The sequence below is a fragment of the Corynebacterium sp. CCUG 70398 genome, from assembly GCF_024454055.1.
GTDB classification, from domain to species: Bacteria; Actinomycetota; Actinomycetes; order Mycobacteriales; family Mycobacteriaceae; genus Corynebacterium; species Corynebacterium genitalium.
Window position 1 is genome coordinate 138846 of sequence record NZ_JAGPYZ010000006.1, and the last position, 13292, is coordinate 152137.

Consider the following 13292-nt stretch of genomic DNA (forward strand, 5'->3'; position numbering starts at 1 on the left):
TGTGCGCCGCGGAAGATTCCCGCCCAGCTACTTTCGGGAGTGGCGAGCGACACGTGCCCTGTTGCCGCACGTGTTGCTGCACCACTGTTGTCCACTCCTCAGTTGGGTGAAATAGAGGACGCAATGGGGCCCGTCGCACTTTCGCAGTCTGGAAAACTCCGGTTCGGTGATCACATCAACTGCCGATAGAAAGACCTCCGCCAGAAAATCATCTAAACGGTCAGCACCGTGGGCGAGATGCACATCAAAGGTTCCACTTGTTCCGGAGAAACTCGGAGCAATGTTCACTTCTTTCGCGAGGGAATTAAACGCCTTCGCCGCCCGCGGAGAGTCGCCCGCTAGTGCCGCATCGTAAGCTTCCGAGATTTTAACCCTTGCGCTCCTCAGCTGTTCCAGTTGTTCAGCATCGATCCCACCAACGTCCGCAACGCCCAACTCTTGCGACATGGCTCTGAACCAATTCCGCGCCGTTTCCTTGGTTGCCAACGCATCGACTAGCTCCCGGCCGTCATAAAACCGGGAACTAAGGAATCGGGTCGCCGCAGGCTCAAGTGGGCGGACTAGGGCGCCGTCTACTACGTACTGAGTCTTCACTTCACCCTCCTGTCGTGCGGAATCTACCGCTACGCCAAGACTAACGTGAATATAACTAATGGCATTCCCATTAATTCCAGTAATGTTGGGATCACCCTAATGCCCTTGCCATTAATTGGAGATACTATGTTCACTACCGCAGCCCCGCCTCGCCCCCCGATCCGCACCATTGCCGTTTCAACCCTTTCAAGCTGCGCAGCGCTAGGAGTTCTCGCAGCGCTCACTGCCGCCTCAGGGCATCCATGGCTCATTCCTCCCATGGCCGCATCCATGGCCTTGATCATGGGGGTTCCGCATCTCCCCCTTGCTCAGCCACGAAATGTCGTAGGTGGCCAGACCCTCAGCGCATTGGTGGGAGTTCTGGTCGGACTCTTCGGAGATTCCCTATGGCTTGGCGCTTTGGCTGGCGGCTTGGCTCTCGGAGCCATGATGGCCGCCCGCATGCCCCACTCCCCCGCAGCGGCTACTGCTGTCCTCGGAGTGAGCGTGGATACCAACGTGGGTTTCGTTGCCCTCGCACTGTTGGCCGCGGTTGTTCTTGTCGTCGTTGGGCTGGCCGGAAATAGGCTCAACGGAGCTGAGTACCCGAGCTACTTTTGGTGATCGCCCAAACTGGCCCAGACCCCCACCCTGGGAAATTTCCCTATCATGGGCCACGTAAGCCAATCACCCATACGAAAGGTATTAGAACAATGGCTGTCTACACGCTTCCTGACCTGCCGTACGCATACGACGCTCTCGAGCCGCACATCTCCGCTGAGATTATGGAACTGCACCACGACAAGCACCACGCGAACTACGTCGCTGGCGCTAACGCTGCCCTGGAGGCTCTCGAGGAGGAGCGCAACGGCGAGGCTAACCCGGACAAGCTGCGCGCCCTGTCCAAGAACCTGGCGTTCAACCTGGGTGGCCACACCAACCACACCATCTTCTGGCAGAACATGTCCCCGAACGGTGGCGGCGAGCCGACCGGTGAGATCGCTGAGGCTATCAACCGCGACTTCAACTCCTTCGAGGCTTTCCAGAAGCAGTTCGAAGGCGTTGCAACCTCCATCCACGGCTCCGGCTGGGCTGTGCTGGGCTACGACCACATCGCTGGCCGCCTGATCATCCAGCAGCTGACTGACCAGCAGGGCAACATTTCCGTTGACTTCACCCCGCTGCTCATGCTGGACATGTGGGAGCACGCGTTCTACCTGCAGTACAAGAACGTCAAGGCCGACTACGCCAAGGCATTCTGGAACGTTGTCAACTGGGAGGACGTCGCCGAGCGTTACGCTAAGGCCTCCGCCTAATCATCGCTTGACTGCTTGAAGCGCGAAAGTCGCTTCAAGCTGAAAGGGACCGCCACTACCCAGAAAGTGGCGGTCCCTTCACGCATTCCCGGGGCTGGAGGTGCCTGGGTGCGTAACCTGATTTTCGCAACGAGATCGGCGGAGTTCCGAACTCGCCTTTCACTATAAGTAAGGCTGACCTAAACAAGCAAGGTTTTTGCAACATTAAATGCGCTTAATTGCTTATCGACGCCCTGACCTGCCCGGATTAGACCCCACGGGCGAAGAGTAGTTGGATAGGACCTATGGCACCCGACAGACAAGCAGGCATACGCAAAGGCACACCGGAGTACCGGCGCGCCTCGTTCGCGCTGCTGTTCGCGGGACTCGCCATCTTCAACTCGCTCTACGCCACGCAGGCTCTGCTGCCCACCTTGACTGACGAGCTCGGCATGACCGAGGGCCAAGCAGCTCTGACGGTCTCGGCAACAACCGGCGGACTGGCGCTCTGCGTCGTGCCAGCGTCGATCCTTTCGGAACGGTTCGGCCGCGGCAGGGTGCTCATCATTTCAGCGTTGCTCGCCACCACGCTCGGGCTTGCTTTGCCATTGGCGCAAACAGGCGGGCAGCTCATCGCGATGCGCTTTATCCAGGGTTGCCTCATCGCCGGCACCCCGGCAGTGGCGATGACGTGGATCTCGGAGGAAATCGCTGCCGAGGACTCCGCCGGAGCGATGGGGCTGTACGTGGCGGGCAACTCGATCGGCGGGCTGATCGGTCGCCTTGTCCCCGCGTTCACCTTAGAGGTCGCAGGCTGGCGCACCGCCCTGTTCGCCGGGGCGGTCACGGCACTGACGTTCGCGTGCATCATGTGGGCACTGCTGCCTAACCAGAAGCAGTTCGAGCCGAAACCGCTGCACTTCTCCAGCGAGGCGACAGCTATCGCCCGCCACCTCACCGACTGGCGCCTCGTGGCCCTCTACGCCTGCGCGTTTTTGGGCATGGGCATGTTCGTCTCCGTCTACAACATGTTCGGCTTCCGGGCGATCGAGCACTTCGGGCTCCCGCCGGCGCTGGCAGGGCTTGTCTACGTGATGTATTTGTCGGGCACATGGTCGTCGGCACGCGCGGGCAACTACGTGCAGCGCGCCGGGCGCGGCCGGGTCATGGTGATCACGGCGGTGCTCATGCTCATCGGCGCGCTCATCCTCATCAGCCCGAACCTGTGGGTCACGCTCGTCGGGTTGCTGCTGTTTACGGCCAGCTTCTTCGCCATGCACTCGGTGGCGTCCGGCTGGGTGGGCCAAGTGGCAACTCGCGACAGGGCGGAAGCCTCGAGCGGGTACGTGTTCTTCTACTACGTCGGATCGTCGGCACTCGGCGCGTTGACGGGCTGGCTCTTCCAGTACCTCGACTGGCCGAGCTTCATCGGGGTCGTCGCTGGATTCCTCGTGGCGCTCACGGCGATCGCAGTGTGGCTCGCGCTCACAGTGAAGAAAGGCGCGGCACCCCGGGCGCACCAGCCATAAGCATCCGTCGCACGGCGGCAGTGGCACGGCAATCGTCCTCGTTATAGCGCTCCAGCGCCGCCCGCGCGGACATGTCCCCGGTGCGCGCTTCACGGCGCAGCGCCACTGACTCTTCCCCGTCCACATCGCCGGCCCATTCGTACCCGGCAATGGGCGCGACCACTTTCAGCCCTAGCCCGTCCGTGCCCACCAGCAAGCGGCGCACCCACGTGAACACGTCGACCCACTCGTCGGAAGCAATAAAGTCGCGGACTTCGTTTTCGCTTATCGACGCAAACCGCCGCGCCGACCCCATCAACCAGTGGTTCTCCCCACCCGCCGCGTAGCAATACGCCCGGAAAGTCTTGCCTTCAGCGTGAGCGGCCGCGCGCAGGCCCATGAGCCAGCTCCAGAACGCCGCGAAGTTCTTTTCCTCGGCCACGGAATCCGGGCCGACCTCTTCCCACGTGGAAAAGGCGCGATACGTCTGACCGTCGAACGCGCCCCACAGATAGGCACCCTGGTCGAGGTAGGCCTCCATGTCGATGTCCACTTCAACATCAGCCCGCAGTTCTGCAGGCGGGGCGAAGTCGTCGCGGGCGAGAACTGGGATCCCGGCGCGCCACGCGCGGGCGATCTGGGAGGACTCGCCAAGATCAGCATCCATAACGGCCTGGACTGTCTCCAAGCCCTTAAGACGCAGCGGTTCGGCGCGCTGACCGGGAAAGACGAGCGAGATATCGTCCATTGCGAGCAACTCCGGCTCGCACAGTTCCCAGAACCGGCAGGTCGCGCACTGTTTCAGGCGCACCGGGCGGTCGGGCGTGGGCAAAGCAAGAGCGGTGCGGAGCGCCTCCTCATAGCGGGTCACGTCAGTGAGGTAGGCCCGTTCGCGGTCCTGGCCGACGGCGGCGGCCTGCCCGCTGGCGTATCCGAGGTCGTCAAGCAGTATGTGCGCGAGCGCAGCGCGGTACCCGTCGATAGTGTGGTGCCGCAGCTTGGCACGGACCTCAAGGGGCTTACCCAGGCCCAACCGGCGCGTGGGGATGAACCGCAGCGTCGCCGATGGGCTCGACCGGGCGACGCGGTGGTTGGAAATCACCACGGGCAGGTAGGTCCCATCTTCAAGACGGGCGAGGATGTCGATCTCCGCCACCACCGGCACCCCGTCGATCGTCCCGGTCAAAGCGCCGTTCGTGATCAAGGTGGCGCCTTTGGCCAGCGCTGCGCGGGTGTGACCTTCTGCCGCGAAAACATCTGCGGCGGGATCGATGTCGATGCGCGAGAAGGGTTTACGGCGGCCATCCCCCATGGCTCTTCGGACAGGCAAGAGGGTGAATGCGGCGGCGCGTCCGGCGTCGATAAGCGGCTGGCGGCGCTCCGCCTCAGGCAGCGGCGGAATCTCGGGGTGGGCGATGCGCTGGCGCAGGCGGTAACGGCAACCGACAAGGTCACTCGCCCGCACCAAAGACGTTTCCTCGCTCACGGAAACCAAGCCTAACGGCCAGAGATGGGTAAAGTTGAACCGGACAAGTTATTTAAGGAGATACTCATGGGACTGTTCGAAACCATCCGCAAATCCCGCGCGAAGACCAAGGCTGAAATCAAGGCCGCTGAGGCGAAGGCGCGCCAGCTGGCTAAGGAAGAAGCCAAAAACGACAAACACATGGCCAAGCTGCTGGACAAGGCTGAAAAGCGCCTGCTGAAAGAGGAAAAGCAGGGCCTGAAGCGCAAGCGCAAGCACGAGCAGAATCTGGCCAAGAACGAGCTGAAGAAGATCCAGGAGTCTGGCTTGACCAAGAAGAAGGCCAAGCAGTGGGTCGGTGCGTCGCGCATTTTGCTGCCGATCCTCATCCCGCTCGCTTACCGCGCACTGACCACCTACCAGCAGAACAAGGTCAACGACCGCGCACGTGCCGCTGGCCTGACCGCCAACGAGATGGCGCGTTTTTCCACCCAGGGCGCTGAGCTCAAGGGCCGCGTGCAGGCGATCCGTTCGCAGGCGCAGAATAACGACGCGCTCAAGGACGACTTCCGCCGCGATGTCGAGGTGCGTTGCGACGAGATCGAGGCCGCCGTCAACAATGTCGAGCAGATGAACGACGCGCAGCGCCGCCTGGCTCACGAGACGATCGACCGCGACATCAACAAACTGACCGCGGAGATCCAGGAAAAGACCCTCCGCTAATCCCTGCTGTAACGAGCTTGCGAGTTACAGCACTCCCTGTTCGCGCGCCGATGCCACTGCTGAGGTGCGCGAGCGCACGCCCAGCTTGTCGTAGATGTGGACGAGGTGGGACTTCACGGTCGCCTCTGACAGCATGAGGCGTTGGCCGATCTCGCGGTTGGAGGAGCCCCCGGCGACAAGCTGAAGCACCTCGAGTTCACGCGGGGTGAGCGAGGAGCGCGGAGTGCGGTCGCGGGTTTGCAACCGGTCGCGCACCATCGGGGACATGGCCTGGTCGCCCTTGGCGGTGGAGCGCACAGCGGCCAGGAGTTCCGCGGGCGGGGCATCTTTGAGCAGGTAGCCGACAGCACCGGCTTCAATCGCGCCGAGAATGTCCACGTCGGTGTCGTAGTTGGTCACCACGAGCACCTTCGGCGGATTCTCCATGGAGGCGCGGATCTCGCGGGTGGCTTCCGCGCCCGTGGTCACCCGTGCCCCCTGCGCGCCCGCGCCGAAGCGCAGGTCCATGAGGATGACATCGATTCCACCTGCCTGAGCTGTGGCGATAGCTCCTTCAGCAGTCGCCACCTCCCCCACGACGATGATGTCGTCAGCCTCTTCCAGGATGGCGCGCAGGCCAAGGCGGACGATCTCGTGGTCGTCGGCAAGCAAGACACGAATCATTCTTCCTCCTCAATCTTTCGATTGATAGTATCACCGTCTGGCACCACGATCGACAATGCCGTGGAGCCTGACGGCGCGGACTCGATGATGAGCTCTCCGCCCAACTCCCGGGCACGGGTGCGCATTGCGTCGAGCCCGAGGTGGCCGAGCCCGCTGGGACGCTCCGGCAACGCATCCACATCGAACCCCTGACCATTATCGACGACGTCTAGCCGCACCTCATCCGGTGCGAACGTCAGCGTCACCCGCGCCATCGATGCGCCCGAATGCTTGACGACGTTACCCACCGCCCCCTGCGCAATCCGCAACAGTCCCGCCTCCACGCGCATCGGCAGCTGACGCGGCTGACCGTCCACGTCGACGGTGATGTCCATCTCCCCGGCCTGCGCGAACGATCCCGCGATCCGTTCCAGTGCCTCCGGAAGCGAGGTCTCCGACAGCGGCGCCGGCGTGAGCGCCGCGATCATCGCGCGTGTTTCCGCCAGGTTGTCCGAGGCAGAATGTCGAGCCACTTCGATGCGGCGCAGCGGGCTGGCGAGTGCCTCGCGCTCGAGCCCGGTACTCATCAGATCGCGTTCAGCGGCGTGCAGCAGCATCTGGATGCTCGACAGCGACTGCGCCACCGTGTCATGAATCTCGTGCGCGAGACGCTGGCGCTCCTGAACCACGCCCGCCTCGCGCTCTTTGAGTGCGAGCGCTTCTTGCGTATCGACGAGTTCTTGGATGAGCGCCTCCCTTTCCGCACTCACCCGGGCAATGACCTTGAACGCGTACGTGATCATGATGACCACCAGCGCCGAGACGGTGGGACCCATCACCCCGCCGAGGGTGAGCCCATCCGGGATTTGCACGAGAATGGAGATCGCTAGCACCCCGACGACGCCGACCACGCCGTACCAGCCATTGAACGCGCGCATGAACAGGAAGAACAGGATGAACACCCAGTAGACGGCCACCGGGGTCAAGAACATCGCCGCGACCCACACGGCCGTCAGCGCGAGCATCCACAGCACCCGCGCGATGGCGTTCCAGCGGCGCATCTGCAACGCGCCGAACGAGTAGATCCCGCCGAAGGTGATGATGAGCAAAACCAGGGTCACCGCCTGGCTGATGTGCATGCGGAACACCCCGCCCAGGGAGACCAGTAGTAACGCCACTGTCAGCGCGGCGATGCCCGTGTCCAGGGCGCGGTTGTCCGGCAGCCCGGCGACCCGGTCGGGCCGACCGCTTTCCGCAGATACCGTGGAGACCATGCGCAAGAGCGTACCCCGAGCTTCCACGTTTCTAGCCTTAGAATGATGCACATGACATCCCGTCGCGTGCTGGCCGCCATTCTCGCCGTGATTCCCCTTCTTCTTGCAGGCTGCTCCGAGTCCGGCGACGCCGCGTCTGAGCGCGTCACGGTCGAGGTGCCCACCACCGTGACCGTCACTGCCGACCCGACAGACCTTCCGTCTTCCTTCATCCACTACGTGGCCCTGGGCGACTCGTATGCTGCGATGGGGTCCGCCTCCGGGCCATTCGTCGGCCCCGCCTTCTGCGCCCGCAGCGAAGACAACTACCCGCATGAGCTGGCGAAACTCTACAGCGGCATCAACGCCAAGCGCGGTTTCACCGATGCGACCTGCCAAGGCTCCACCACCGAGCACATCCTGTCCGACCGCGACATCACCGGCGCAGACATCCCCGTCCCCGTCCTCGACGCAGAGGTCAAAGACACCGCAACGGGTTCGGCGACGGTGACGGAGAGTTCGTCGACAAGCACTGCGACGCCGACAAGCACAACCGCAACGAGCTCTGCCACCACGACAGAGGATGCTGGCGCAAGCACCATCACCGCCCAGATTGAATCCCTCGAACCGGATACGGACCTGATCACGCTGTCGATCGGCGGCAACGACATTCACTTCGGGCCGTGGAGCCGCTGCATCACAGGCATGGTCGAGGACCGCGGCGAGGCCGACTGCGAGGAGGGGCTTTACGACGACACCGCCCGCGCCCTCGTCGACCTGCCGAAACGTCTCGACGCGATCTACGCACGCATCAACGAGAAGGCCCCGAACGCGACGATCATCACCACCGGTTACATGCCGCTGCTGTCCATGGAGGACGATTGCGAGCGCACGGCGGATCTACCCAGCGGGACGTTGAACTGGGCCGCCGGGTTGACCGTGACCATGAACGCGATGGTGCGCGATGCCGCAGTCCGCAACGGCGCACTGTTTGTCATGCCACCGAACGCGGATTTCCACTCCGTCTGCGCGCCGGCCAGCGAGCGCTGGACCGACCTGACCGGTGAGGAAACCGACTCCTTTGCCGTGCACCCGACACCGACCGGGCAGAAACAAATGGCCGAAGCGATCGCGGATGTCTTGGCGAAACTGTAGTTCACCAATGCACCGAAGTTTTAGGAACCGTCGTGGGCATGGCCTAGAATCAACCCTCGGTACGTAGAGGAGAGTGAGGCATGCTCGAAGCGTTCGTCTACCCGGTGTCCGCGGTGATGAAGCTGTGGCACTGGTTACTGGCGGATGTGTTCAACGTGGCTCCCGACACAGCGTGGGTGCTATCGATCTGCCTTCTCGTGCTCACCGTGCGCGGTCTGCTAGTCCCGTCCTACTGGTCGACGTTCAAATCCAGCCGCAAGATGCTCATGATGCGGCCTGAGCAAATCGCGCTCGAGGAACGCTACGGCGCCTCCCTGGAGCCGGACGACATCACAGCGCACGAGAAGGCGCTGAAGGAACTGAACAAGGAGTACGGGTACAACCCGCTGTCCGGCTGCATCCCGCCGCTGGTGCAGCTGCCGTTCATTTTGGGCCTGTACCGCCTACTCATCTGGATGTCCGTCCCCGAGAACGGCCGCACGGGCAGCGACATCGGCCTGCTCAACCCTGATGACATTGCCGGCTTCCTCGAAGCGTCCTTCCTTGGCGTGCCGCTGCCGGCGTACGTGTCCATGAGCCAGGAGCAGTTCGCGGCGCTGGGCACTACCGGCGACGACGTGCGCGCAGTGGCCATTCCGCTGCTCATCTTCGCGATCATCTTCACCACCTTCAACATGTTCGTCTCCCAGCTGCGCAGCCGCGTGCACATGGACTGGAACGAACGCATGGCCGTACGCATCTACGACTTGATGTGGTGGCTCATGCTGCTGATACCCGTCATGCTCGGTTTCGTGGGCATGACCGGTCTGATCCCCATTGCGTTGTTGATGTACTGGTTCATCAGCAACCTGTGGACCCTGTGCCAGACAGCGATCATGTGGTACCTGCTTACCCGCAAGTACCCGCTCGAGCCGCACCACCTTGACCACGTCGAGGAAGCCCGCGCCGACGCGCAGAATAAGGAGGCGAAGCGCTCCCGCCGCAGCCGCAACCTGCAGGCACTCGCCCACCCGTCGACGCTCCCGGAGGTCCGCCGCACCATCAAGGCAGAAAAGCAGGCGGAGAAGCAGGCACTCAAGGATAAAAAAGCGGAAAATAAGAACCTGAAGAAGGAAAAGAGCAAAGTCCGCTCCGACATGCGCAAAGCAGAGATGGAGGAGCGGAAGAAAGCACGCGACGAGGCGAAGACTAGATCGAATAGTCAGCCGGAGGAGCCGACAGCATCTGACGCGCCAGATCCCGACCAGTGATCAGCGGCGCTACAGTGCGGCTCACGCGCGCACCCGTCATCCCGCCGTCAAGGAAGATGAGCAGCTGGTTCGCCTGCGCTTCCGAGGGGTAACCGTTCTTCCGGTTGAGCAGCTCCGTCATTGTGGAGTGCATCCAGCGGCGGTGCTCCAAGCACGCGGCGACAATGTCGCGTTCTGACTCTGTCTCCGGGCGCGGATACTCGGCAGCGGCGTTGAGAAACGGTGAGCCGCGGAAATCCTTCTCAGGCTCCTCCTCGATCGCCATGTCGAAGAAGGCGAGAATTTTCTCGTCGGCATCGATCATCATTGAAGTGCGCTCGACCCAGCGATCACGGAACTGTGAATCAAGGCGTTCAATGTACGCGATGACCAGGTTATCCTTCGACCCCAGCAGCGAGTACAGCGATGCCTTCGCCACATCCGCCTCACGCAGGATGCGGTCGATGCCGATGACGCGGATGCCCTCTTCAGTGAACAATTTTGTGGCGGCATCGAGCAGGCGCTGACGGGGACTGGGCCTGTTGCGGCGACGCGATGCCGGCTGTTTCTTGCTCACCTAACTCAATATAGACAAACCGGTACGTCCATTCAAAGGTTTGGTGGCAGGATTTGGTGCTTCAGGCACGAAAAAGCTCCCGCCCAACCGGACGGGAGCACATTCTTTCTTACGGGTGATTAGCGGCGACGACCCATGATCATGTTCACGATCCACAGGACGATAACCGCACCGATGATGCAGGTGAACATGGAGAAGATCCAGTTACCGCCGGCAACATCAACGCCGAACAGCGACAGAACCCAACCACCAACGAGACCACCGACCACACCGGCAGCGATGTTGGCGAAGATGCCCATGGAAGCGTCACGCTTCATGATCATGGATGCGATCCAACCAGCAATACCACCGATAACGATCCAACCGAGAAAACCGAGTGTAGGTGTCATGAAAAATTCCTCTCTAACAAATTCCTAAACTTTCCACTTCCTATTATGCCCAAAGAAACCGAACCGTGGGCAACAGAAGGCCCACGGTTCCATAACGGTTCGGCTGGCATTGCAACCTTTTGCCTGTTTACTTCGGTAGTTTCTCCGGGCGCACGACCATCATCGGGCAGGGCGCGGCCTGCAGCAACGCCCGCGAGGTGGACCCGAGCAGCATGCCCTTGAAGCCGCCACGGCCGTGGGAGCCGGTAATGAGCAGCTGGGCGCCCTGCGCCTGCTCCACCAAAGCGCGCACCGGCCGGTCGCGGGTGACCACCTTGCGCACTGCGACATCGGGGAACTCAGCAGAGAAGGAGGACAATGCGTCCTCAAGCTTCTTCGCCCGCTGCTGATCCACCTGCTGCAGTTGATCCTCGGTGACGATAGCGCCGGCGGCTGGGGAGGAATTATCCATGTAGGTATGCACGGCGACGAGCTCGGCACCGCGGGCCTGCGCTTCCTCGAAGGCGACCTGAGTGGCCTTGACGGAGACCTCGGAGCCGTCGACACCGACGACAACCGGGCCGTACTTGGTATCTTCCGTCACCGCGTTGTCATCGCGCACGACCACGACCGGGCACGAAGCGTGAGACACGACTGCGGCGGAGACTGACCCCAGCACCATGCCGGAAAGTCCGCCCAAACCGCGGGAACCCATGACGATCATCGTGGATTCCTTCGACAGATCTAGCAGCATGTCGATCGGGGATCCCTCCGCAACCGTGTGCCCGATCTTGATGTCGGGAGCGACCTCGAGAGCAATGTCGCGGGCATCTGCGATCTTGCGCAGACATTCGTTCTGCAGATCGTCGTACAGCTCCTGCGGAGGCACCATGCCCTCGGCGTAGAGGAACTGCGGCATGGTGTACGAGGACGCGAGACGCAGCGGAACGCCGCGCTTGTTAGCGGTGTTGGCCGCCCAACGGACGGCATTGTTCGACGGTTCGCCACCATCAACGGCGACGACAACCATATTTTCACGGCTCATGAGGGTGCCTTTCCTCGTTCTTATCTGACACCCCCATCATACCGCCGCGGGGTCGGTCTACTTGGGGATTTCGATCGGACGGGCCGGTTCCGCGTTAGCCGGGAAGAGGATGGTGTAGATCGTCCACAGGACATCCTTGATCGTCTTGCCGATACCTTCGCTGAAGAAAGCCGTCAGTTGGCCCAGAATTGCATCAATATTCATGGGGAATAAGTTAGTACATGTGACAGAAGTTGGGAAGAGGAACCGTAAACCTTTATCTCCGCGCGATGGCCTCGGCGCGACGCGAGCCCGCGTTCCGGACGGTGAGCCGTGGGTCGCCCGGGACTTCATTTGGCATCTCGTGTCCACACAGCGCCACCGCCACCCGCTTGACGACGAGTCCGCCGTGACATCCCGCTTCACCGCGGGCGAGGTCGTGCTTATCGACGGCACCCCCCTCACCCCCAGTGACCTAGTACGGGCAGGAACGGACGTCTTCTTCTACCGGCGCCCCGCCCCGGAGCCGCGCGTGCCGTTCGAGGTAACTGTCGTCTACGAAGACGACGCCATCATGGTGGTGAACAAGCCGCCGTTCCTGGCCACCATGCCCAGGGCATCACACATTACCGAAAACGCGACGGTGCGTTTACGCCGTTCGACGGGAAACGAAGAACTCACGCCGGCGCACCGCCTCGACCGAATGACCTCCGGCCTTCTCTTATTCACCAAGAAGGCCTCCGTGCGGGGCGCTTACCAGCAACTCTTCGCGTCGCGGGCGGTCGCCAAACTTTATGAGGCTGTGGCCGACGACATCGGCCCGTCATTGCCCGCACGTCCGTCAGCGAATTCGCCATTGGTTTGGGAGCACCACATTGTGAAGCGGGAGGGTGAGCTGGCGTCGTCCATCACCGTAGATGCCATCCCGAACTCACTCACATACGTCACAGACATCACACCGTTGCAAGGAGGTACTGCCCGATATCTCTTACAGCCGGTAACAGGCCGCACCCATCAGCTCCGAGTGCAGATGCACGCTGCCGGCGCACCCATTCACGGGGACCCTGTCTATCCCGAGCTACTGCCAGCGTCTGCTGAAGACTTCTCCCGGCCAATGCTGCTTGCGGCCGTCGGGCTCGCTTTCACCGATCCACTGACGGGTGCTCAGCGGATCTTCAGTGCAGCAGGGTTCTCGGGACTGCCGGTGCCAACGGCCTAGAACCAACCGGACGCTTCAAGAAGTGCAAAAATAATGGCCCAGGCTCAGCTACTAATAGTTACTGCTTCACAAGGGTCCTAGTAAGGCGGGTTACCTAACCATATGGCTTGTTTCTGAAGTGTCCTGGGTTTAGTTCCGATCGTTTCTAGAGGAGGATTGGATCATGCCTAGGAAGTTCAGTGATGAGTTCAAGGACAAGGCGGTGCGGTTAGCCGAGGAGCTCGTTGAGCTTGAGGGGTGTTCGAAGTGGGCGGCGGCGGA

15 protein-coding genes are annotated in these 13292 nt (G+C 61.9%); 7 read left to right on the forward strand and 8 right to left on the reverse strand.

The features are described from left to right. Positions 1 to 27: 27 nt before the first annotated feature. A complete protein-coding gene (locus KBX07_RS11445; protein ID WP_256023736.1) occupies positions 28 to 594 on the reverse strand; it encodes a CGNR zinc finger domain-containing protein in 567 nt (188 codons plus the stop codon). Positions 595 to 852: 258 nt separating this feature from the next. On the opposite strand from KBX07_RS11445, the gene KBX07_RS08260 reads away from it, so the two are divergent. From KBX07_RS08260 to KBX07_RS08270, 3 genes are all read left to right on the forward strand, one after another. Continuing rightward, positions 853 to 1197: an HPP family protein gene (locus KBX07_RS08260; RefSeq protein WP_256023738.1), complete on the forward strand. Its 345-nt coding sequence runs from the start codon at positions 853 to 855 to the stop codon at positions 1195 to 1197. A gap of 89 nt (positions 1198 to 1286) precedes the next feature. Continuing rightward, entirely contained in the window at positions 1287 to 1889 is a 603-nt protein-coding gene (locus tag KBX07_RS08265) for a superoxide dismutase (protein ID WP_005287955.1), read from the forward strand. Between the two features lie 284 nt (positions 1890 to 2173). Then, positions 2174 to 3397: an MFS transporter gene (locus tag KBX07_RS08270; protein ID WP_255995821.1), complete on the forward strand. Its 1224-nt coding sequence runs from the start codon at positions 2174 to 2176 to the stop codon at positions 3395 to 3397. On the opposite strand, the gene KBX07_RS08275 is transcribed toward KBX07_RS08270, so the two are convergent. Then, entirely contained in the window at positions 3354 to 4871 is a 1518-nt protein-coding gene (locus tag KBX07_RS08275) for a TM0106 family RecB-like putative nuclease (protein WP_256023739.1), read from the reverse strand. The two genes, KBX07_RS08270 and KBX07_RS08275, sit on opposite strands and share 44 nt — an antisense overlap. A 57-nt stretch (positions 4872 to 4928) precedes the next feature. Between KBX07_RS08275 and KBX07_RS08280 the strand changes: the two genes are divergently transcribed. Next, positions 4929 to 5564 carry a DUF6474 family protein gene (locus KBX07_RS08280; protein WP_255998635.1) on the forward strand — a complete coding sequence of 212 codons (636 nt, stop codon included), beginning with the start codon at positions 4929 to 4931 and terminating at the stop codon, positions 5562 to 5564. 24 nt (positions 5565 to 5588) lie between these two features. On the opposite strand, the gene KBX07_RS08285 is transcribed toward KBX07_RS08280, so the two are convergent. Both KBX07_RS08285 and KBX07_RS08290 read right to left on the reverse strand, forming a co-directional pair. Beyond that, a complete protein-coding gene (locus KBX07_RS08285; protein WP_005287943.1) occupies positions 5589 to 6227 on the reverse strand; it encodes a response regulator transcription factor in 639 nt (212 codons plus the stop codon). Next, on the reverse strand, positions 6224 to 7480 hold the full coding sequence (locus KBX07_RS08290) for a sensor histidine kinase (RefSeq protein ID WP_255995825.1): 1257 nt from the start codon (positions 7478 to 7480) through the stop codon (positions 6224 to 6226). The genes KBX07_RS08285 and KBX07_RS08290 overlap by 4 nt, the downstream gene beginning before the upstream one ends. Before the next feature lie 51 nt (positions 7481 to 7531). Here KBX07_RS08290 and KBX07_RS08295 point away from each other — a divergent pair, with 51 nt between their 5' ends. Both KBX07_RS08295 and yidC read left to right on the forward strand, forming a co-directional pair. Next, complete coding sequence (locus KBX07_RS08295) at positions 7532 to 8614, forward strand: SGNH/GDSL hydrolase family protein (protein WP_256023741.1); 1083 nt, start codon at positions 7532 to 7534, stop codon at positions 8612 to 8614. 80 nt (positions 8615 to 8694) lie between these two features. Continuing rightward, a complete protein-coding gene (gene yidC, locus KBX07_RS08300) occupies positions 8695 to 9864 on the forward strand; it encodes a membrane protein insertase YidC (RefSeq protein WP_256023742.1) in 1170 nt (389 codons plus the stop codon). On the opposite strand, the gene KBX07_RS08305 is transcribed toward yidC, so the two are convergent. The 4 genes from KBX07_RS08305 to KBX07_RS08320 all read right to left on the reverse strand — a co-directional run bounded on the left by KBX07_RS08305 (position 9803) and on the right by KBX07_RS08320 (position 12037). Further along, positions 9803 to 10420: a TetR/AcrR family transcriptional regulator gene (locus tag KBX07_RS08305; protein WP_255995828.1), complete on the reverse strand. Its 618-nt coding sequence runs from the start codon at positions 10418 to 10420 to the stop codon at positions 9803 to 9805. The two genes, yidC and KBX07_RS08305, sit on opposite strands and share 62 nt — an antisense overlap. Positions 10421 to 10539: 119 nt before the next feature. Then, positions 10540 to 10809, reverse strand: a complete 270-nt coding sequence (locus KBX07_RS08310) for a GlsB/YeaQ/YmgE family stress response membrane protein (RefSeq protein WP_005287926.1) — start codon at positions 10807 to 10809, stop codon at positions 10540 to 10542. Between the two features lie 127 nt (positions 10810 to 10936). Beyond that, positions 10937 to 11833: a universal stress protein gene (locus tag KBX07_RS08315; protein WP_256023744.1), complete on the reverse strand. Its 897-nt coding sequence runs from the start codon at positions 11831 to 11833 to the stop codon at positions 10937 to 10939. Between the two features lie 57 nt (positions 11834 to 11890). Further along, positions 11891 to 12037 carry a hypothetical protein gene (locus KBX07_RS08320; protein ID WP_005287921.1) on the reverse strand — a complete coding sequence of 49 codons (147 nt, stop codon included), beginning with the start codon at positions 12035 to 12037 and terminating at the stop codon, positions 11891 to 11893. On the opposite strand from KBX07_RS08320, the gene KBX07_RS08325 reads away from it, so the two are divergent. After that, positions 12036 to 13031 carry a pseudouridine synthase gene (locus KBX07_RS08325; RefSeq protein ID WP_305083420.1) on the forward strand — a complete coding sequence of 332 codons (996 nt, stop codon included), beginning with the start codon at positions 12036 to 12038 and terminating at the stop codon, positions 13029 to 13031. The genes KBX07_RS08320 and KBX07_RS08325 overlap by 2 nt on opposite strands. The last annotated feature ends 261 nt before the right edge of the window (positions 13032 to 13292 follow it).

Coding starts and splice junctions, on each gene's coding strand:
- KBX07_RS08260 (WP_256023738.1), top strand. CDS start 853: ATGGCCGCATCCATGGCCTTGATCATGGGGGTTCCGCATCTCCCCCTT.
- KBX07_RS08265 (WP_005287955.1), top strand. CDS start 1,287: ATGGCTGTCTACACGCTTCCTGACCTGCCGTACGCATACGACGCTCTC.
- KBX07_RS08270 (WP_255995821.1), top strand. CDS start 2,174: ATGGCACCCGACAGACAAGCAGGCATACGCAAAGGCACACCGGAGTAC.
- KBX07_RS08280 (WP_255998635.1), top strand. CDS start 4,929: ATGGGACTGTTCGAAACCATCCGCAAATCCCGCGCGAAGACCAAGGCT.
- KBX07_RS08285 (WP_005287943.1), bottom strand. CDS start 6,227: ATGATTCGTGTCTTGCTTGCCGACGACCACGAGATCGTCCGCCTTGGC.
- KBX07_RS08290 (WP_255995825.1), bottom strand. CDS start 7,480: ATGGTCTCCACGGTATCTGCGGAAAGCGGTCGGCCCGACCGGGTCGCC.
- KBX07_RS08295 (WP_256023741.1), top strand. CDS start 7,532: ATGACATCCCGTCGCGTGCTGGCCGCCATTCTCGCCGTGATTCCCCTT.
- yidC (WP_256023742.1), top strand. CDS start 8,695: ATGCTCGAAGCGTTCGTCTACCCGGTGTCCGCGGTGATGAAGCTGTGG.
- KBX07_RS08310 (WP_005287926.1), bottom strand. CDS start 10,809: ATGACACCTACACTCGGTTTTCTCGGTTGGATCGTTATCGGTGGTATT.
- KBX07_RS08315 (WP_256023744.1), bottom strand. CDS start 11,833: ATGAGCCGTGAAAATATGGTTGTCGTCGCCGTTGATGGTGGCGAACCG.
- KBX07_RS08325 (WP_305083420.1), top strand. CDS start 12,036: ATGGGGAATAAGTTAGTACATGTGACAGAAGTTGGGAAGAGGAACCGT.
- KBX07_RS08320 (WP_005287921.1), bottom strand. CDS start 12,037: ATGAATATTGATGCAATTCTGGGCCAACTGACGGCTTTCTTCAGCGAA.